The following is an 18,447-nucleotide window of genomic DNA, read 5'->3' as shown; positions in this document are numbered from 1 at the left end:
CGACCGGTGTCCTCCGTTCGGAGGACACCGGTCGGCCCGCTCGGCGGATACCCGGGGCGGCGCCCGCGCGCCAGGATCGGGGTATGGAGACCGAACACCGCGGACCCGCCGTCGAGGTACGCGGACTACGCAAGGAGTACGGCGGCCGCCCGGCCGTCGACGGCCTCGACCTGACCATCGCCCGGGGCGAGGTGTTCGCCCTGCTCGGCCCGAACGGCGCGGGCAAGTCCACCACCACGGAGATCCTCACCGGCTTCCGGACCCGCGACGCGGGAACGGTACGCGTGCTGGGCGCCGACCCGGGCCAGGCGGCACGCCGGTGGCGCTCGCGCGTCGGCGTCGTGTGGCAGAACGAGACCGAGGTCCCCCAACTGACCGTCTCGGCGGTGGTCCGGCACTTCGCCGGGTACTACCCCCGGTCGCGCGACATGGACGAGGTGCTCGCCCTGACCGGGCTGGCCGAGCGGTCCGACGCCCTCGTGGCCGCACTGTCCGGTGGCCAGCGGCGACGCCTGGACGTGGCCCTGGGCATCGTGGGCCGCCCCGAGGTCCTCTTCCTCGACGAGCCCACCACCGGCTTCGACCCCGGAGCGCGCCGCGACTTCTGGCGGATGGTCCGGGGCCTGGCCGAGGACGGCACCACCATCGTGCTGACCACCCACTACCTGGAGGAGGCCGAGGCGCTGGCCGACCGGGTGTGCGTGATCACCGAGGGTCGGATCCGCTCCGAGGGCACCCCGGCCTCGCTGGGCGGGCGGTCCCGTGCGCGGACCGTCGTCACCTGGCTGGACGAGAACGGCGAGCGGCGCGACGTTCGGACCGACGAACCGACCCGGGTGGTGCGGGACCTGATGGAGACCCACACCGGGGAGATCCCGGGACTGACCGTGCACCGCCCCACTCTGGAGGAGACCTACCTCGGGCTGATCGGTGCCGACACACCCGCCACAGAGCCGACGGAGGTACCGGCGTGACCACGATGACCACCGGGGAACGCCCGCTGCCCGGTCCGCTGCGGATCGGACTGTCCCGGGCCTGGCTGGAGGTGCGCGAGTTCACCCGGCACTGGGAGAGCGTGGCGTTCACGTTCGCGCTCCCCGCCCTCATCCTGCTGTTGTTCGGGACGATCTTCGACGGCGCCACCGGGACGGAGATACCCGCGGCCGACTTCTACCTCCCCGGTCTGATCGCGATGGGCCTGATGTCGGTCAGCTTCCAGAACCTGGCCATCGCGATCACCCTGGAGCGCGACAACGGAACCCTGCGACGGCTGCGCGGCACGCCGATGCCCCCGTCGGCCTACTTCGTCGGCAAGACCGCACTGGTGTTCGTGCTGGCGCTGGGCCAGGTCGCGGTCCTGCTGGCGATCGCGGTCGGGGTGTACGGCGCCGACCTTCCCGCTGGTCCGAAGGCGTGGGCCACGATGGCCTGGGTGTTCGTCCTCGGCACGATCGCCTGCTCCCTGCTGGGGATCGCGTTCAGTTCGCTGGCCCGCAGCGCCAAGAGCGCCTCCGCCATCGTGATCGTCCCCTTCCTGGCGTTGCAGTTCACCTCGGGTGTGTTCGTTCCGCTGATGGTGCTCCCCGACTGGCTGGTGAACGTGGCCTCACTGTTCCCCCTGAAGTGGATGGCGCAGGGTATGCGCGCCGCCTTCTACCCGGCGCAGGCGGCGGCACTGGAACCGGGCGGGTCCTGGGACCTGACGACGGCGGCCGCCGTTCTGGGAGTGTGGTGTGTGGTCGGCCTCGCCCTGACGCTGGCCACGTTCCGTTGGAAGACGGGGAAGGACGGCTAGGCGGCGATGACGGAGGAACGGGAGGACGACCACGCCTGGCACGTGGACCGGGCCTGGGGCACCTACTTCACGGGGTCGACGGCGGTGATCGCCGTGATCGCGGTCATGACCGGCGACGGCTGGCGGGGTTGGGTCACGGCCGCACTCCTCGGCGGTGTGGTCGTCTGGTACCTCCTCCTCGGGCGCCGTCTGCTGCGCCCGCAGGAGTTCCACGGCAGCCCGCGCACGATCCCGTTCCTGGCCGGTCTGGTCGCGCTGATGGTCCCGGCCCTCGTCCTCACCCCGACGGCCACCTTCGCCATGTTCTCCGTCTCGCCGCTCGTCTTCATGACCGGCGGCGCGTGGCTGGGCACGGCGACCGCCGCCGCGCTCCTGTTCGGTCCGATCCTGTTCCGACTCGTCTCCGGCTCCCTCCCTTGGAAGGCAGCGGCACCGGAGCTGCTCATCTTCCTGGTCATCCTGTTCTTCTCGCTGTGGTTCGCCCGCTGGTTCGAACGGGTGATCGTGCAGAGCCACGAGCGCGCCGACCTCATCGCGGCGCTGCGCACCAGCCGGGAGGAAAGCACCCGCCTGTCCGAGGAGGCGGGTGCCCTCGCCGAGCGCGAACGACTGGCCCGTGAGCTGCACGACACGCTCGCCCAGGGGCTGACGAGCATCATCGCGCTCAGCCAGGCGGTCGAGTCGGAGCTGGACACCGACCCCGACCTGGCGCGGCGGCACCTGGCGCTCATGCGCGAGACGGCCACCGAGAACCTCGCCGAGGCGCGCGCCATCGTGGCCGCCCGTCAACCGGTCCAGTTGGAGAACGAGACCCTGGAGGCGGCGCTGTCCCGCCTCACAGAGCGGTTCGGCCGCGAGTCGGGCGTCACCGCGCGGCTGAGCGTGAACGGCGATCCCGTCTTCCTGCCCGGCGCCCACCAGGTGTGCCTGCTGCGCACGGCTCAGGAGGCGCTGGCCAACGTCCGCAGGCACGCCCGAGCCGGGCGGGTCGGCGTGACGCTCGGTTTCGCCCCGGAGTCGGTGGAGCTGTCCGTGACCGACGACGGGCGGGGCTTCACCCCGCTCCCCGACTCGCGCGGACACGGTCTGCCCGGGATGCGCGCCCGGGCGGAGGCACTCGGCGGTCGGGTCCACGTCGCGAGCGCGCCGGGCACGGGCACGACCGTGCGCCTACTCCTTCCGCTGGATCCGGAGCCGGGGGACCCGGCCGCCCCTGCGGCACCCGACTCCGCCTGTGAGAGGAGGGCCGTGCCGTGAAGGTCCGCGTCCTGCTGGTCGACGACCACCCCGTGGTCCGGGAGGGCATCCGGGGGATGCTCGGCGCCGAGGCCGACCTGGAGGTCGTCGGTGACGCCGCCAGCGGCCCCGAAGCGGTGGCCCGGGCCGCCGCGCTCACCCCCGACGTGGTCCTCATGGACCTGCGCATGCCCGGCGGTGACGGGGTGGCGGCCACCGAGCGCATCCGCTCCGAGCATCCCGACTGCCACGTCCTCGTGCTCACCACCTACGACACCGACACCGACATCCTGCGCGCGGTGGAGGCCGGGGCCACCGGATACCTGCTCAAGGACACGCCCCGGGCGGAGTTGGCCGAGGCCGTGCGCGCGGCCGCCCGAGGCGAGACGGTGTTCGCCGCCGCGATCACGGGCCGTCTGGTGGCGGGGGTCCGGCGGCGCACCGAGACGCCCGCGCTGTCGCCGCGGGAGACGGAGGTCCTGCGTCTGGCCGCCGACGGACGCACCAACGCCGAGATCGGCCGGGCCCTGCACATCAGCGCGACCACGGTCAAGACGCATCTGATGCGCGTCTACGACAAACTGGGGGTGGCCGACCGCACCGCGGCCGTCAGTCAGGCCATCCGACGCGGTCTCCTTCCCGGCGCGTGAGTGCACCGGATCAGGGGAGGGTCAGGGATCGTCCCCGATGCGGCGGAGCCTTCGCCGGCTCGACAATCGAACTATGGTGGAGCAGATGAACGAGATCACCCCCTCGGACGAAGGCAGGATGCGCGCCTCCGACGCCGACCGTGACGCCGTCGCGCACCGACTCCGCGAGGCCCTCGCCGAGGGCCGTCTCGACACCGAAGAGCACGGCGAACGCCTGGAGGCGGTCTACCGAGCCAAGACTCTCGGTGAACTCGTCCCCATCACCGAGGACCTGCCCGTGCCCAGCGCGGACACCGCCCCCGCGACGCCCAGCGCCCCCGCCTCCCCCCAGGCTCTGCACGGCACCCGGCGCGTCACCCAGGCCGCGCCCACCAGCCGTGTGGCGATCGCGGTCATGGGCGGCGCCGACCGCTCCGGGAGCTGGGTGGTCCCGAACCACTTCGTCGCCGCGACCTGCATGGGCGGGATCGACCTCGACCTGCGCGAGGCACGGTTCACCCAGCACGAGACCACTATCTGGACGGGGTGCGTCATGGGCGGCATCGACATCGTCGCGCCCGACGACATCGAGGTGCGGGTGCACGGCCTGCCGATCATGGGCGGGTTCGGCGGCGGTCGCGGGCAGCGCCGACCGGCCGCCCCCGGCGCGCCGATCGTGCACGTTCGCGGCATCGCCGTCATGGGCGGCGTGGACGTCAAGTACAAGCGACGCAAGCACCAGCGCGACGCCGACGGCTGAACACGGAGCGACGGAACCGCGCTCGAGGCAGACGTTCTGCTCGGATCGAGCCGTCTATCCAACCACAGTGATCACCCATACGTAAGACCTGTGGCTGATTGTGGCAATTTCCCCCATCAGTCCTTGCCCCGTGCCTCCGTCCGATGACAGGCTGCACCGGTCGCTACACCCACCACGGGTACCCCCGTCCCCGCGCCCGCGGTGTGACGGCCCCGTACGACGGAGGAGGCTCGTTGCGACCGACCCATGACCGCGTTCGACGACAGCGCCGAGGGGACTCCCCCTCCCCCACGGCACGGCGTACGGCGACGGCCGGTCTCATGGCCGTGCTGATGGCCGCCGGAACCCTCGCGGCCGGAGCACCGGCCCACGCCGCCCCCGGCGGGGAGCCGGGCCCGCCCGATCACGCCCGCATCCCCGACCACGCGGGCGACTCGCTGTCGGAGGCGGTGACCGCCGAGGCGATCGAGCAGCACCTGGAGAACCTCGCCACCATCGCCCACTACAACGGCGGCAACCGCGCCTCGGGGACAGCCGGCTACGACGTCGCCGCGCTGTACGTCGAGGACCAGCTGGAGCGTGCCGGGTACGAGCCCTACCGCGACACCTACGAGTACACCGCCTGGGAGGAGAACTCCGAGGCCGTCCTCAGCCAGACCGCCCCCGAGCAGGTCGACCTGGCGAGCGGGACCGACTACCTCACCATGAGCTACTCCGCGGCGGGCGACGTGACCGCCCCCGGCGTCCAGGTGGACGTCGACGGCGCGGACAGCGGGTGCACCGCCGACGACTTCACGGGCTTCCCGACGGGCGCCGTCGCGGTGACCATGCGCGGCGGCTGCTCCTTCGCCCAGAAGACCCAGAACGCGGCCGACGCGGGCGCCTCCGCGGCCCTGGTGATCAACAGCTCCGACGAACTCTTCGCGGGCACCGTCAGTGAACCGTCGCAGATCCCGGTCCTCGGGGTGTCCGGTACCGCGGGCGCCGACCTGCTGGCCGCCGGGGACGCCCTGGAGCTGCGGGTGATGGTCGATTCGACCGTCCAGACCCGGGAGTCCTTCAACATCCTGGCGGAGACCCGGCACGGACGCGACGACAACGTCGTGGTCGTGGGCGGCCACCTCGACAGCGTCGAGGAGGGCCCGGGGATCAACGACAACGGCAGCGGCACGGCGTTCGTCCTGGAGACCGCCATCCAGCTCGCCGAGCAGGCACCGACCAACAACAAGGTGCGCTTCGCCTTCTGGGGCACCGAGGAGAGCGGCCTGATCGGCTCGACCCGGTACGTGGAGGGGTTGAGCGAGAGCGAGCTCGACGACGTCGCGCTCTACCTCAACTTCGACATGATCGGCTCCAGCAACTACGCCCGCTTCGTCCTGGACGGCGGCGGTGCGCTGGCCGACTCCGAACCCGCGCCGTCCGGTTCGGGGGCGATCGCCCAGGTCTTCGAGGAGTACTTCGACTCCCAGGACCAGGTCAGCGAGCCCGGTGTGCTGAGCGGGCGCACCGACTACCGGGCCTTCGCCCTCGCCGGTGTCCCGATCGGCGGCCTGTTCAGCGGCGCCGACGGTGTCAAGACCGAGGAGCAGGTGGAGTGGTACGGCGGTACGGCCGGGGAGACCTTCGACCCGTACTACCACACGGCCGAGGACACGTTGGAGCAGGTCAACAGTGACTCCCTGGGCGAGCTGTCCGCCGCGGGCGCCCACGGCGTCGAGTTCTTCGCGGAGAGCACCCTGCCGGTGAACGGTGTGTTCCGGACCGCCGCGGCTCCGGACTTCGCCCGACTGGGTGAGGACTGGGTCCGCTAGGACGTGTCGGGGTGGACGGCGTGAACCCCCCGGTTCCACGCCGCCCACCCCGAACGGTGCCTCCCCCTCCACGGCGCGCCCGGGTGGCCCCCCTCATCATGTTCCACTCGGGATCGCCGATACGGACACCGTGCGGAAACTACTCTCAGTAGCTCCCTATGTGCAACAAGGTATCAGTGACATGGGTCACCTTCACCCCATGATGCCGAACAGTTATCCTCCGTAACTCCACTTTCCTCGGCCCCACAACCCCAAGCGGGCGGGAACGCGCGTCTTCTCGCAGGTCAAACGCCAGCAGGAGGCACTCTGACGAGTGCGACAGGTCGTGCGCACCGACGCCGAATGGGCGGAGGCGCTCGCGGCGGTCAGGGGAGCACTCCGGCCCGGCGGCTCGTTCTCGTTCGAGACCCGCGGGCCCTGGCACCGGGTCAGGAAACGCCGCGGAAGAAGGCGCGGATGTCGTCCGCGAGCAGCTCCGCCTCCTCCATCGCGGGGAAGTGGCCGCCCTCGGTGAACTCGCTCCAGTGGCCGATCGCCTTCCACGGGTCCATCGCGCGGCGCATGACCGGGTGGGTGTCGAACACGGCCCATCCGGACGGCACCCCGGATCCCATGACCACGTCGGCCCCGGAGTGCTCGGACTCGTAGTAGAACTGCGCGCTCGACGCGCCGCTGCGAGTGAACCAGTACAGGCTGACGTTCGTGAGGAGCTGGTCGCGGTCGACCGTCTCGTCCGGCGTCCGGTGGACGCCGTCGGCCCTGGTCTTGAACTTCTCGGCGATCCACGCGAGCTGACCGACCGGCGAGTCGGTGAGAGCCGCGCCGATCGTGTCGGGACGGTGGCTCTGCGTCTCGAGATACCCGCGATCGGCCGCGTCCTCGGCGCGCACCGCCTCGATCTGGGCGATCTCGTCATCGGACAGGCCCTCGGGGAAGGGGAACTTGTCGCCGAGCAACCCGAGCCACCGGGGGTCGGCGCCCAAGTGCGTGCCGATGAGGCGCTCCGGGTAGAGCGCCGCGAGACGGCCGGCGGTGCCCGCACCCATGTCCGTGCCGTGGGCCGCGAACCTCTCGTAGCCCAGACGCGTCATGATCTCGGCGTAGGCGTCCGTCGTCCGCGCCAGATCCCAGCCGGTCCCTGACAGCGGGGTGGAGAACCCGAAGCCGGGCGGCGACGGGATGACCACGTGGAACCCATCGGTCAGCAGCGGGATGAGTCGCTGGTACTCGACGAACGAGCCCGGCCAGCCGTGGTTCAGGATCAGCGGGGTGGCCTCCGGGTTCGTCGATCGCACGTGGACGACGTGGAACGTCTGGCCGTCGACGACCGTCGTGAACTGTTGGTACTCGTTGAGCTTCTCCTCCTGCGCACGCCAGTCGAACCCCTCACGCCAGTACTCGGCGAGCTCTTTCAGGTACACCAGCGGGATGCCGCGGCTGAAGTCGGCGCGATCGTCCCGGCCCGGCACGGGGATCGGCCAGCGCGTGTGCGCCAGCCGGTGACGCAGGTCGTCGACGTCGGCCCGCGAGATGTCGACGCGAAACGGTGTGAGTGCGTTGTCCTCGTTCATGGCACCGACGTTCCCAGGCAATGCGGCAGGTGAGCTTCCGCGATTGCTGAGATGGTGGAGAACATGTTGCAGACCTCGGCCCGCCTGCTCGAACTGCTGTCATTGCTCCAGCTCAAGCGCGACTGGACGGGCTCCGAGCTCGCCGGCCGGCTCGATGTGAGCACGAGGACCGTGCGCGCCGACATCGACAAGCTGCGGTCGCTCGGCTATCCCGTGGACGCGCGCCCCGGCGTCGCGGGCGGGTACCGGCTGGCCGCCGGGACGGCGATGCCCCCACTGCTGCTCGACGACGACGAGGCCGTCGCCGTCGCGGTCGGACTGGGTGCGGTCGCGACCCAAAGGCTCGGCGTCGAAGAGACGTCGCTCACCGCGCTCGCGAAGCTGGAGCAAGTGCTGCCCTCGCGCCTGCGTCGGCGCGTCGAGGCGGTACGCGGGGCGATGAGCGTCGTCCCAGGGTCGCAGCCGCCGCTCGATCTCTCGGTTCTCGGCGCGGTCGCCGCCGCGATCCGCGGCCACGAACGGCTCCGGTTCGGGTACACCAAGCCCGGGGGCGGCCACGGGGCCCGCCACACCGAACCGCAACGGCTGGTGAGCTGGGGGCCGCTCTGGTACCTGCTCGCGTGGGATCTCGACCGTGACGACTGGCGGGTCTTCCGTGTCGACCGCATGGTCGCGCACGCACCGACGGGCGCGCGGTTCCGGCCGCGCGTGATCCCGGAGGACGATGCCGTCGAGTACGTCGTCGGACGCGTCAGCAAGGCGGCCTGGAAGTACCGCGCCCGGGTACTCGTGCACGCTCCCGCCGCCAAGATCGCCGCGAAGATCCCCATCCCGGTCGACATCGAGGCGGTCGACGAGTCCACGTGCCAGGTCGAGTTGGGTTCCGACGACCCGGACCGGCTCGCGTTGTGGATGGCGCAGCTCGACGTCGACATCGAGGTGATCGACGGAGACGGTCTCGCGGCGGCGTTCGATCGCCTCGCGACGAGGTTCCGCCGCGCGGCGGGTGGCGCATCCACGATGTGAGCCTCGGCCGTCGGTCCTTCGACGACGTCGTCCAGGGCCGGCAAAGGAGCCCTGGGAAACTCCACTTCCCACGCATCACCGCCGTACCAGCCCAGCACCGGGCCAGCGGCGGTCCAGTGGTCCGGGCATAGGCTGGGCCCATGACCAAACGGGACACGGACACACCGGTCGTACTGTCGAAGATCTACACCCGCACCGGGGACCAGGGCACCACCGCGCTCGGCGACATGAGCCGGACCGGTAAGAACGACACGCGACTGGTCGGATACGCCGACACCGAGGAGGCCAACGCCGCCATCGGCGTCGCCCTGGCCATGGGTGAGATCCCCGACGACGTGCGCACCCTGCTCACCCGGGTGCAGAACGAACTCTTCGACCTCGGAGCCGACCTGTCCACGCCGATCGTGCCCGACCCGGAGTTCCCGCCGCTGCGCGTCCTGCCGGAGTACATCACCCGGCTGGAGGAGGCCTGCGACGCCTACAACGCGGAGCTGCCCACGCTGCGCAGTTTCATCCTGCCCGGGGGCTCCCCCACGGTCGCGCTGCTGCACACGGCGCGCATCGTGGTCCGCAGGGCCGAGCGCAGCGTGTGGGCCGCGATCGAGGAGCACGGCGACACCGTCAACCCGCTGACCGCCCAGTACCTCAACCGCCTGTCGGACCTGCTGTTCATCCTCGGCAGGTACGTGGCCTCCGACGGCGACGAGATCCTGTGGAAGCCCGGCGGGGAGCGTTAGCGCGCGAGCTCGCGTTCGACGGCCTCCACCTTGCTGTGCAGGCCGTCGACCACGCCCTCGCGGATGTCCGCCTTCAGAGTGAGGCTGATGCGGTGCGCGCCCTGTCCGGCCGCGTCGACCGCGCGCCTGACGACGTCCATCACCTCGTCCCACTCACCCTCGACACTGGTGAACATGGAGGTGGTCTCGTTGGGCAGCCCACTGTCGCGTACCACCTTCACCGCGCGGGCGACAGCGGGAGCGATGTGCTCGTCGGTACCGAGCGGGGTCACAGAGAAAGCGACGATCATGGGGCCACCCTAGGCGTCCCGTCACCCTCTGTGAAGGACGACACTCACGCCTCCCACTGCGTCCCCGGAGGCATCGACTCCATCCAGGACAGGAAGCCCGTCAGCGCGGCGTCGCCCATCGCGATCTCGAACTCGGGCTCCAGCGGATCCGCGCCGTCCGCACCCGTCCAGGCGACCTGGACGACGCTCACATCGCCCGGAAGGTGGGCGCGGTCGTCCTCGTCGGGGGACCGACGCCCCACAACGACGAGACCGCGGCGCGACAGCATCGCTGTCGGCCGCGGTCTGAGCGAGAAGATCGGGAACCAGCCCAGGCTCTCCGTGCCGTACCGGCCGAAACCGATACGCCAGGAGCCCCGGCGGCCCCGTACGCCGGGGGCACGCAGATAACACTCCACGGCCCCGCCTCGCCGTACCAGGAACCACCGGCGCAGGGTGATTCCGGCGAGCACCGCGATGAGGACCAGGAGCAGGACGAGGACGACCCACTGTGTCGACCCCGGCCACGAGACCATTCCCGCCAGAGCGGATTCCCTCTGCTCCATGTCCCCCCTCGGTCCCAGGTTCGCTAGGCGACGTCCTCGCCAGCGGCACGCAGGCGGCTGCGGGCACGACCCTGGGCGTCGTTGTCGCCCTGTTCGGTCGCGCTCGAGAGCGCGGTCCGCGCACGGTCCACGTCGACGTCCTCCGCCAGCTCGGCGGTCTCGGCGAGGATGGAGACCCGGCCCTCACCGGTGACCGACACGAAACCGCCGTGCGCGGCCGCCCGCACCTCGCCGGTCTCGCGCGCGCCCAGGACGCGCACGACCGCGTCTTGGGCCAGGAGCGCGAGCACGGGCAGGTGCCCCGGCTGCACACCGATCTCGCCGTCGACGGTCTTGGCGATGACCATGTCGCCCTCGCCCGCCCAAACCTCACGTTCGGGAGAGACGATCTCGACGAAAAGCTTCTTCGACACTGCCACAAACTCCTCGGCTAGCGGGCGAGTTCGGGCGGGTCGACCCCGTCACGGAGTCGACCCGCCCGCAAGAAACTAGCCCTGCAGCTTCTTGGCCTTCTCGACGGCCATCTCGATGTTGCCGACGTCGAGGAACGCCTGCTCGGGCAGGTGGTCGTACTCACCGTCGCAGACCGCCTTGAAGGAGGCGATGGTCTCCTCCAGCGGAACGAACACGCCCGGGTTGCCGGTGAACTTCTCGGCGACGAACATGTTCTGCGAGAGGAAGCGCTCCAGGCGCCGCGCCCGGTTGACGATGATCTTGTCCTCTTCGGACAGCTCGTCCATACCGAGAATGGCGATCTGGTCCTGCAGGTCGTTGTTGCGCTGCAGGATCTCCTTCACGCGCTGGGCCACCTGGTAGTGCTCCTCGCCCACGTACTGCGGGTCGAGGATGCGCGAGGTGGAGGCCAGCGGGTCCACCGCCGGGTAGATGCCCTTCTGCGAGATCGGGCGGGAGAGCTCGGTCGTCGCGTCCAGGTGGGCGAAGGTGGTCGCCGGAGCCGGGTCGGTGTAGTCGTCCGCGGGGACGTAGATCGCCTGCATCGAGGTGATCGAGTGACCACGCGTCGAGGTGATCCGCTCCTGGAGCTGACCCATCTCGTCCGCCAGGTTGGGCTGGTAACCCACGGCCGAGGGCATGCGGCCCAGCAGCGTGGAGACCTCCGAACCCGCCTGGGTGAAACGGAAGATGTTGTCGATGAACAGGAGCACGTCCTGCTTCTGGACGTCGCGGAAGTACTCCGCCATCGTCAGAGCGGACAGCGCCACACGCAGACGGGTGCCCGGAGGCTCGTCCATCTGGCCGAAGACGAGAGCGGTGTCCTGGAGGACCTCCATCTCGTCCATCTCCAGGAAGAGGTCCGTGCCCTCACGGGTGCGCTCGCCGACACCGGCGAACACGGACACACCACCGAAGTTGCGGGCGATACGGGTGATCATCTCCTGGATCAGCACGGTCTTGCCGACACCGGCACCACCGAACAGACCGATCTTTCCACCACGCACGTACGGGGTGAGGAGGTCGATCACCTTGATGCCCGTGACCATCATCTCGGTCTTGGACTCGAGCTGGTCGAAGGCCGGGGCCTCGCGGTGGATCGGCCAGCGCTCGGTGACGTTCAGCTCCGAGGTCGGCACGTCCAGGGACTCGCCCAGGGTGTTGAACACGTGGCCCTTGACGACGTCGCCCACGGGGACGCTGATCGGGGAGCCGGTGTCGCGCACCTCGGCGCCGCGCACCATGCCGTCCTGCGGGGCCAGGGAGACGGCCCGCACCAGGTTGTCACCCAGGTGCTGGGCGACCTCCAGGGTGACGGTCTTCTCCTTGCCACCGACGGTGACGTCGGTGTGCAGGGCGTTGTAGAGGGCAGGGAGGGAGCCGACGGGGAACTCCACGTCGACGACCGGGCCGGTGACCCGGGCGATGCGGCCGGTGGCGGTGCCAGCCCCAGCCGTCCCTTCAACAGTCGCAGTCACTTTTGTTACTCACTTCCCGCGCTGGCAGCAGCGAGCGCGTCGGCACCGCCGACAATCTCACTGATCTCGTTGGTGATCTCGGCCTGACGCGCCTGGTTGGCCAGACGGGTCAGGTTCTTGGCGAGCTCCTCGGCGTTGTCGGTCGCGGCCTTCATGGCCGCGCGACGGGACGCCTGCTGGGACGCGGAGGACTCCAGGAGCGCGAAGTAGATCCTGTTGGTGACGTACTGCGGCAGCAGTCGGTCCAGGGCCTCCTCCGCGGACGGCTCGAACTCGTACAGGGACAGCGGCCCCTGCTCGGCCTCCAGCTCCTCCTTCGACACCGGCTCGACCTCCAGGGGGAGGGTCCGGACGGTGTGCGCCCGCTGGGTCAGCATGGAGACGAACTCCGTCGAGATCACGTGGATCTCGTCGACGCCGCCGTCGGCCGCGTCGGTGGTGAACTTCTCCAGCAGCGCGGAGCCGATCTCCTGGGCGTGCGCGTAGGTCGGCCGTTCGGTGATGCCCTCCCACGTGGCCTCGACCGGACGGTCGCGGAAGTTGTAGAAGTTCACACCCTTGCGGCCCACCATGTAGGTCAGGACCTCCTTGCCCTGCTCCTTCAGGAGCTGGGTCAGGGAGTCCGCCTCCTTGAGCACGTTCGCCGAGAAGGCGCCGGCCAGGCCCTTGTCACTGGTGATGACGAGGACGGCCGCGCGGGTGGGCTTGTCCGACTCGGCCAGCAGCGGGTGGTCGCTGACCCTGGCGGTCAGAGCCGACACGGCCCGCGTGATCTCCCGCGCGTAGGGTCCGGCAGCCTCCGCCGCACGCTGCGCCTTGGTGATGCGCGTCGTGGCGATGAGCTCCATCGCGCGGGTGATCTTCGCCGTCGCCTTGGTCGAGCGGATCCTCCGGCGATAGACGCGAAGCTGTGCACCCATGGGTTACTTCCCGCCCTTGGCGACCTTGATGGTCTCCTGGCCGACCTTCTCCTCGTCGAGCGCCTCGGCGCCCAGCATCGTGCCGGCGGAGGTCTTGAAGCCCTGCTTGAACTTCTCAACCGCGCCCTCGAGGGTCTTCTTGTCCGTGTCCTCGAACTTGCCGCTGTCACGGATGCTGGCCAGGACGCCCGCGTGCTCGCGGTCGATGTAGGCCAGGAAGTCCTCCTCGAAGCGGCGCACGTCCTCGACCGGGACGTCGTCCAGCTTGCCGGTGGTACCGGCCCAGATGGACACGACCGTCTTCTCCATGGAGAACGGCGAGTACTGGCCCTGCTTGAGCAGCTCCATCATCCGGGCGCCGCGCTCCAGCTGCTGCTTGGAGACCGCGTCCAGGTCGGAACCGAAGGCGGAGAAGGCCTCCAGCTCGCGGTACTGCGCCAGGCTGAGGCGGAGCGTGCCGGAGACGCCCTTGGTCGCCTTGGTCTGCGCCGCGCCACCGACACGGGAGACCGAGACACCGACGTTGATCGCCGGGCGCTGACCCTGGTTGAACAGGTCGCTCTCCAGGAAGACCTGGCCGTCGGTGATGGAGATGACGTTGGTGGGGATGTACGCCGAGACGTCGCCCGCCTTGGTCTCGATGATCGGCAGCGCGGTCATCGAACCCTTGCCCATCTCGTCGGAGAGCTTCGCGCAGCGCTCCAGGAGGCGGGAGTGCAGGTAGAAGACGTCACCCGGGTAGGCCTCACGGCCCGGCGGGCGGCGCAGCAGCAGGGACACGGCGCGGTAGGCCTCGGCCTGCTTGGTCAGGTCGTCGAAGACGATGAGGACGTGCTTGCCCTCGTACATCCAGTGCTGGCCCAGGGCCGAACCGGTGTAGGGGGCCAGGTACTTGAAGCCCGCGGGGTCGGACGCCGGAGCGGCGACGATGGTGGTGTACTCCATCGCGCCGGCCTCCTCGAGGGCGCCGCGCACACCGGCGATCGTCGAGCCCTTCTGGCCGACCGCGACGTAGATGCAGCGCACCTGCTTGTCGGGGTCCCCGGTCTCCCAGTTGGCCTTCTGGTTGATGATCGCGTCGATGCAGACCGCGGTCTTACCGGTCTGGCGGTCACCGATGACCAGCTGGCGCTGGCCGCGGCCGACCGGGGTCATCGTGTCGATCGCCTTGATACCGGTCTGGAGCGGCTCGTGGACCGGCTTGCGCTCCATCACCGTGGCGGCCTGGAGCTCCAGCTCACGCCGCTCGGTCGTCTCGATCTCGCCCTTGCCGTCGATGGGGGCGCCCAGGGGGTCCACCACGCGGCCAAGGAAGTTGTCGCCCACCGGCACCGAGAGGACCTGGCCGGTGCGGCGCACCTTCTGGCCCTCCTCGATGCTGGTGAAGTCGCCCAGCACGACAGCACCGATCTCACCGATCTCCAGGTTCTGGGCCAGGCCCAGGGTGCCGTCCTCGAACTTCAGCAGCTCGTTCGCCATCGCCGAGGGAAGGCCACCGACGCGGGCGATGCCGTCACCGGAGTAGGTGACGGTTCCGACCTCTTCCGCGCGGGTGGCGTCAGGCTCGTACGACTGGACGAAGCGCTGCAGCGCGTCCCGGATCTCATCCGGCCGGATCGTCAGCTCCGCCATCTCTGCGTTGTCCTTGCTCTCAAATGGCGCCGGGCTGGCGCCGTGCGTGCTTGCCTTGCGTGTTCGCGTGTGTCAGCCAGCCAGACGGCGCTGGACCTCAGCGATGCGCCCGGCGATGGTGTCGTCGATGACCTCGTCGCCCACCTGGATGGACAGTCCACCCAGGACCTCGGGGACGATCTCGATGTTCAGGTGGATGTCGCGGCCGTACTTCCGGCTGAGCGCGGTCCGCAGGCGCTCCTGCTGGGCCTCGCTCAGGACGTGTGCGGCGCGGACCACGGCGACGTAGTGCTGGGCCCGCTCGGCGACCAACTGCCCGAAGTGTTCGAGCGCCTGCTCCAGGGTACGTCCCCGCGGGCGGGTGACCGCCTCGCCGACCAGGGCCAGCGTCGCGGAGTTGACCTTGCCCGAGAGCAGGTTCTCCACCAGCGAGCGCAGGTGCTCGGCGGCCACACCCTCGCGGGTGAGCGCCGCGCGCAGCTCCGGCTGGGAGACGACGATCCGCTGGAAGCGGAACAGTTCGTCCTCCAACTCGTCCAGGCGCGAGCCCTCGACGGAGGCGACGGTGGCGTAGACGCCCATGCGCTCGACGGCCTCGACCATGTCGGCCGCGGAGGACCAGTCCTGCTGGACGACGTCGCCCACCACGATGAGCGTGGACGGCGACACCTTGGTCTCCAGCAGCTGCCCGACCAGGGCGGTCTTGCTCTCGGCCGGGTTGGACTGGTCCGCCAGCCAGCGGCGGAGCGAGTGCTCGCCGCCGAGCAGGGCGACGACCTCGAAGAGCTCGCCGCCGAGGGAGGCCGCGTACTGGCCGGCGTCGGCCGACGCCAGGACGTTCTCGTCCAGGCGCCGGGTCACCTCAGCCAGGGAGGTACGGCTGATACCACGCATCAGCGCACCTCGGCCTGCGTCGAGCCCTCGCTCTGCTCCAGCTCCTCCAGGAACCGGTCCACCACGCGCGAGCGCGCGGCGTCGTCGCTGAGGGTCTCACCGACGATGCGGGTCGCGAGCTCGGTCGACAGGGCGCCGATCTCACCGCGGAGCTGGACGATCGCCTGCTGGCGGTCGGCCTCGATCTGGGCCTGGGCGGCCTCGACGATCCGACGCGCCTCGACCTGGGCCTCCTCGCGAGCCTCGGCGATGATCGCCGCGCGCTGCTCCTTGGCCTTCTCCAGCTCCTGGGCGTACTCGCGGTGCGCCTCCTCGAGCTTCTCCTTGTACTGCTGGCGGATCTCGTCCGCCTCGGCCTCGGCCTTCTGAGCGCGAGCGATGCCACCCTCGATCTGGTCGGCACGCTCGTCAAGCGCCTTCGTCAGCTTCGGCCACATCTTGTAGACGACGGCCAGGATGACGAGGAAGGCGATGAGACCGAAGGTGAACTCGTCCCAGTGAATGCGCAGGACGTTCTCATGTTCAGCTGCCAAAATCACGGTTGGCATCCCCTTCGCGTTCGATTAACCGGTGTCTAGCCCTGGGCGAACGCGAGAACGAAGCCGAGGATGGCGAGGGCCTCGATGACCGCGAAGCCGAAGATCATCTGGCCCTGGAGGACGCCGCGCGCCTCGGGCTGACGGGCGATGGCCTGCACGCCGAGACCGAAGACGAGGCCGACGCCGATGCCGGGGCCGATGGCGGCGAGACCGTAACCGATGGTGTTGATGCTGCCGGTGATGTCCATGCTGATTTTCCCTTTACTTCTCGCCGGCGACCATGGTGCCGCCGGTGTGGGTGACGATTCGGACGGGGTCTTGGGGTGCGCGGAGACACGGGCCGTGCGGCCGGACTCCTAGTGCGCGCCCTCCAGCGCCTCACCGATGTAGATGGAGGACAGGAGGACGAAGACGTAGGCCTGGACCGCCATGATGAACAGCTCGAAGGCCGTGAAGACCAGGAAGCCGACCAGGGCGATACCGGAGTAGCCCACCGAGATGGCGCCGAAGAGCGGGCCCATCGGAGAGGTGGGGTTGAACATGTAGAACCCGGCGGCCGCGAACAGCGCGAGCAGCAGGTGCCCGGCGAACATGGTCGCGAACAGACGGATCATGTGCGTGGCGGGCCGGATGATGAAGTTCGACAACGCCTCGATCGGCACGACCACCGGCAGGATCCATCCAGGGACACCGCTGGGGACCAGACGAGCCTTGAAGTGGCCGCCGAACCCGTGGTGACGGATGCCGATGACGTTCCACAGCAGGAAGACGATGATGGCCAGGACCGCGGGGAAGGCCAGGTTGGAGGTCACCGGCAGCTGAAGGCCGGGGATGAGACCCATGATGTTCATGCTGAAGATGAAGATGAACAGGGTCACCATCAGGGGGAGGTAGCGGTCCCCCTCCTTGCCGATGGCGGTCCGGGTGACCTGGTCGCGCAGGAAGCCGACCAGCAGCTCGGCCACGCTCTGACCGCGGCCGGGGACGACCTTCGCGTTGCGCGTGGTGAAGTACCAGAAGGCGGCGGCGACCAGCAGGGCGACGACCGCGACCAGGTAGTACTTGTTCAAGCCGGAGGTTCCGGGAAGCCCGAAGTCCAACCACGGGGTGGGGAAGAACAGGCTGACTCCCGGGGGCTCGAACCCACAGCCGAAGTCGTTGAAAATGTGGCAGCCTTCTTCGGACGCCGCGACGACGCTCACGTCAGCACCCACGGCGATCCCTTTCGTCGTGACGCAACTCAATCCTCAGGGTTGTGTTCGGTACGGTGCCGCGCCGAGCGCGGGCGGGCGCACCTCGATGTTCGGTCAGGACCGGACATGCTGGGCGTAGATGAGGTAGATCCCGCCGACCAGGCCGATGACCATCCCGATGGGCAGGAACAGGGCGGAGAAGCCCAGTGCCCAGTCGGCGACCCAGCCCACGCCGCCCCAGAAGGCGAGGCCCCCCAGCAGATACGAGACGAGAGTCGTGCCGTTCGGGGCCGACGGTCCGTCGTCCCCTTCTCGGTTCTCGTTCATCTCGCTCCGGAAGATAGCAGTAGGTCAGCGGGCTGCGCACACCACCCCGCCCGCGCGGGTTCACTGGTGTACCCCACTGTCCTCGGTGGTGGCCTCGTCCTGTTCCCCCTCGGGGACGATGGTCGGCTGCTTGCTCCGCTTGATGGCCACGGCCTGAGCCGCGAGCCACGCGATGACACAAGCGAGCGCCGACCACCCGAAGACGGTGGTGTCCAGGGCCGTGGTGCCCCTGAACAGGAGGAGGATGGCCAGCAGGATACCGAGCTTGGTCGTGTAGACCAGGAACGCCACGGGGAGCAGCAGTTCCGGCCGTCGACCGCCGGTCCAGGAGATGACGAAGGCCGAGACGGCGAAGGCGCCGATGACCAGCACCACGCCGAACAGCGCACCGAACAGGCCCTGGGTCCCGGCCAGAGCGACACCGACGATCAGCGCGACCACGCCGACGACGGCAGTCGGAAGCGCGGCGCCTCGGAGAATCCGGGCGTCGTGTTCCTGCATGACAAAGCTCCGTGGGGTTCAGTGGGATCCTGCTCGTGAAAGCTATCACAAGGTTTTTGGTGCCGAATCCCGGGGTTCCTTAACGCACCCTTAACGCCGCGCGAAGGCCC

The 18,447-nt window shown here is 69.6% G+C and carries 21 protein-coding genes; 8 read left to right on the top strand and 13 right to left on the bottom strand.

Annotated features, from left to right (window positions below):
* Nucleotides 1-83 precede the first annotated feature (83 nt).
* The 6 genes from KIK06_RS00165 to KIK06_RS00140 all read left to right on the top strand — a co-directional run bounded on the left by KIK06_RS00165 (nucleotide 84) and on the right by KIK06_RS00140 (nucleotide 6,231).
* A complete protein-coding gene (locus tag KIK06_RS00165; RefSeq protein ID WP_268641418.1) occupies nucleotides 84-974 on the top strand; it encodes an ABC transporter ATP-binding protein in 891 nt (296 codons plus the stop codon).
* A gap of 5 nt (nucleotides 975-979) precedes the next feature.
* Nucleotides 980-1,795: an ABC transporter permease gene (locus KIK06_RS00160; protein ID WP_268645813.1), complete on the top strand. Its 816-nt coding sequence runs from the start codon at nucleotides 980-982 to the stop codon at nucleotides 1,793-1,795.
* Between the two features lie 6 nt (nucleotides 1,796-1,801).
* The gene (locus KIK06_RS00155) at nucleotides 1,802-3,052 is read left to right on the top strand and encodes a sensor histidine kinase (RefSeq protein WP_268641417.1); all 1,251 of its coding nucleotides are present in this window, start codon (nucleotides 1,802-1,804) and stop codon (nucleotides 3,050-3,052) included.
* A gap of 56 nt (nucleotides 3,053-3,108) precedes the next feature.
* On the top strand, nucleotides 3,109-3,681 hold the full coding sequence (locus KIK06_RS00150; RefSeq protein ID WP_268645812.1) for a response regulator: 573 nt from the start codon (nucleotides 3,109-3,111) through the stop codon (nucleotides 3,679-3,681).
* A 73-nt stretch (nucleotides 3,682-3,754) separates the two neighbouring features.
* Complete coding sequence (locus tag KIK06_RS00145; protein ID WP_268641416.1) at nucleotides 3,755-4,420, top strand: DUF1707 SHOCT-like domain-containing protein; 666 nt, start codon at nucleotides 3,755-3,757, stop codon at nucleotides 4,418-4,420.
* Nucleotides 4,421-4,740: 320 nt separating this feature from the next.
* Nucleotides 4,741-6,231, top strand: a complete 1,491-nt coding sequence (locus KIK06_RS00140; protein WP_268645811.1) for a M20/M25/M40 family metallo-hydrolase — start codon at nucleotides 4,741-4,743, stop codon at nucleotides 6,229-6,231.
* Nucleotides 6,232-6,659: 428 nt separating this feature from the next.
* Here the strand turns inward: KIK06_RS00140 and KIK06_RS00135 are convergent, their stop codons facing one another.
* Nucleotides 6,660-7,802: an epoxide hydrolase family protein gene (locus KIK06_RS00135; RefSeq protein ID WP_268641415.1), complete on the bottom strand. Its 1,143-nt coding sequence runs from the start codon at nucleotides 7,800-7,802 to the stop codon at nucleotides 6,660-6,662.
* Between the two features lie 63 nt (nucleotides 7,803-7,865).
* Between KIK06_RS00135 and KIK06_RS00130 the strand changes: the two genes are divergently transcribed.
* The gene (locus KIK06_RS00130; protein ID WP_268641414.1) at nucleotides 7,866-8,828 is read left to right on the top strand and encodes a helix-turn-helix transcriptional regulator; all 963 of its coding nucleotides are present in this window, start codon (nucleotides 7,866-7,868) and stop codon (nucleotides 8,826-8,828) included.
* 140 nt (nucleotides 8,829-8,968) lie between these two features.
* Nucleotides 8,969-9,565 carry a cob(I)yrinic acid a,c-diamide adenosyltransferase gene (locus KIK06_RS00125; RefSeq protein WP_017600344.1) on the top strand — a complete coding sequence of 199 codons (597 nt, stop codon included), beginning with the start codon at nucleotides 8,969-8,971 and terminating at the stop codon, nucleotides 9,563-9,565.
* On the opposite strand, the gene KIK06_RS00120 is transcribed toward KIK06_RS00125, so the two are convergent.
* The 12 genes from KIK06_RS00120 to KIK06_RS00065 form a co-directional block, all read right to left on the bottom strand.
* Nucleotides 9,562-9,855 (bottom strand): thiamine-binding protein, encoded by a 294-nt coding sequence (locus tag KIK06_RS00120; RefSeq protein ID WP_017600345.1) that lies wholly within the window; start codon nucleotides 9,853-9,855, stop codon nucleotides 9,562-9,564. The genes KIK06_RS00125 and KIK06_RS00120 overlap by 4 nt on opposite strands.
* Before the next feature lie 44 nt (nucleotides 9,856-9,899).
* Entirely contained in the window at nucleotides 9,900-10,400 is a 501-nt protein-coding gene (locus KIK06_RS00115) for a DUF2550 domain-containing protein (protein ID WP_241479670.1), read from the bottom strand.
* A 23-nt stretch (nucleotides 10,401-10,423) separates the two neighbouring features.
* Nucleotides 10,424-10,813 carry a F0F1 ATP synthase subunit epsilon gene (locus tag KIK06_RS00110; protein ID WP_268641410.1) on the bottom strand — a complete coding sequence of 130 codons (390 nt, stop codon included), beginning with the start codon at nucleotides 10,811-10,813 and terminating at the stop codon, nucleotides 10,424-10,426.
* Nucleotides 10,814-10,888: 75 nt separating this feature from the next.
* Complete coding sequence (gene atpD, locus KIK06_RS00105) at nucleotides 10,889-12,331, bottom strand: F0F1 ATP synthase subunit beta (RefSeq protein ID WP_268641409.1); 1,443 nt, start codon at nucleotides 12,329-12,331, stop codon at nucleotides 10,889-10,891.
* A gap of 5 nt (nucleotides 12,332-12,336) precedes the next feature.
* Nucleotides 12,337-13,251, bottom strand: coding sequence for a F0F1 ATP synthase subunit gamma (locus KIK06_RS00100; RefSeq protein ID WP_017600349.1), 915 nt, complete (start codon nucleotides 13,249-13,251; stop codon nucleotides 12,337-12,339).
* 3 nt (nucleotides 13,252-13,254) lie between these two features.
* On the bottom strand, nucleotides 13,255-14,883 hold the full coding sequence (gene atpA, locus KIK06_RS00095) for a F0F1 ATP synthase subunit alpha (protein ID WP_017600350.1): 1,629 nt from the start codon (nucleotides 14,881-14,883) through the stop codon (nucleotides 13,255-13,257).
* Between the two features lie 72 nt (nucleotides 14,884-14,955).
* Nucleotides 14,956-15,777 (bottom strand): F0F1 ATP synthase subunit delta, encoded by an 822-nt coding sequence (locus KIK06_RS00090; RefSeq protein WP_268641408.1) that lies wholly within the window; start codon nucleotides 15,775-15,777, stop codon nucleotides 14,956-14,958.
* The gene (locus KIK06_RS00085; RefSeq protein WP_040690482.1) at nucleotides 15,777-16,325 is read right to left on the bottom strand and encodes a F0F1 ATP synthase subunit B; all 549 of its coding nucleotides are present in this window, start codon (nucleotides 16,323-16,325) and stop codon (nucleotides 15,777-15,779) included. The genes KIK06_RS00090 and KIK06_RS00085 overlap by 1 nt, the downstream gene beginning before the upstream one ends.
* 26 nt (nucleotides 16,326-16,351) lie before the next feature.
* On the bottom strand, nucleotides 16,352-16,564 hold the full coding sequence (atpE, locus tag KIK06_RS00080) for an ATP synthase F0 subunit C (protein WP_017600353.1): 213 nt from the start codon (nucleotides 16,562-16,564) through the stop codon (nucleotides 16,352-16,354).
* 108 nt (nucleotides 16,565-16,672) lie between these two features.
* Nucleotides 16,673-17,530 (bottom strand): F0F1 ATP synthase subunit A, encoded by an 858-nt coding sequence (gene atpB / locus KIK06_RS00075; RefSeq protein WP_017600354.1) that lies wholly within the window; start codon nucleotides 17,528-17,530, stop codon nucleotides 16,673-16,675.
* A 93-nt stretch (nucleotides 17,531-17,623) separates the two neighbouring features.
* Complete coding sequence (locus tag KIK06_RS00070) at nucleotides 17,624-17,836, bottom strand: hypothetical protein (RefSeq protein ID WP_017600355.1); 213 nt, start codon at nucleotides 17,834-17,836, stop codon at nucleotides 17,624-17,626.
* A 60-nt stretch (nucleotides 17,837-17,896) separates the two neighbouring features.
* Nucleotides 17,897-18,337 (bottom strand): hypothetical protein, encoded by a 441-nt coding sequence (locus KIK06_RS00065; protein WP_017600356.1) that lies wholly within the window; start codon nucleotides 18,335-18,337, stop codon nucleotides 17,897-17,899.
* Between the last annotated feature and the right edge of the window lie 110 nt (nucleotides 18,338-18,447).

Source organism: Nocardiopsis sp. EMB25, assembly GCF_026797795.1.
Lineage (GTDB): Bacteria > Actinomycetota > Actinomycetes > Streptosporangiales > Streptosporangiaceae > Nocardiopsis > Nocardiopsis lucentensis.
Note: the sequence above shows the minus strand (reverse complement) of the source record. Positions and strands in the feature narration are given on the sequence as shown.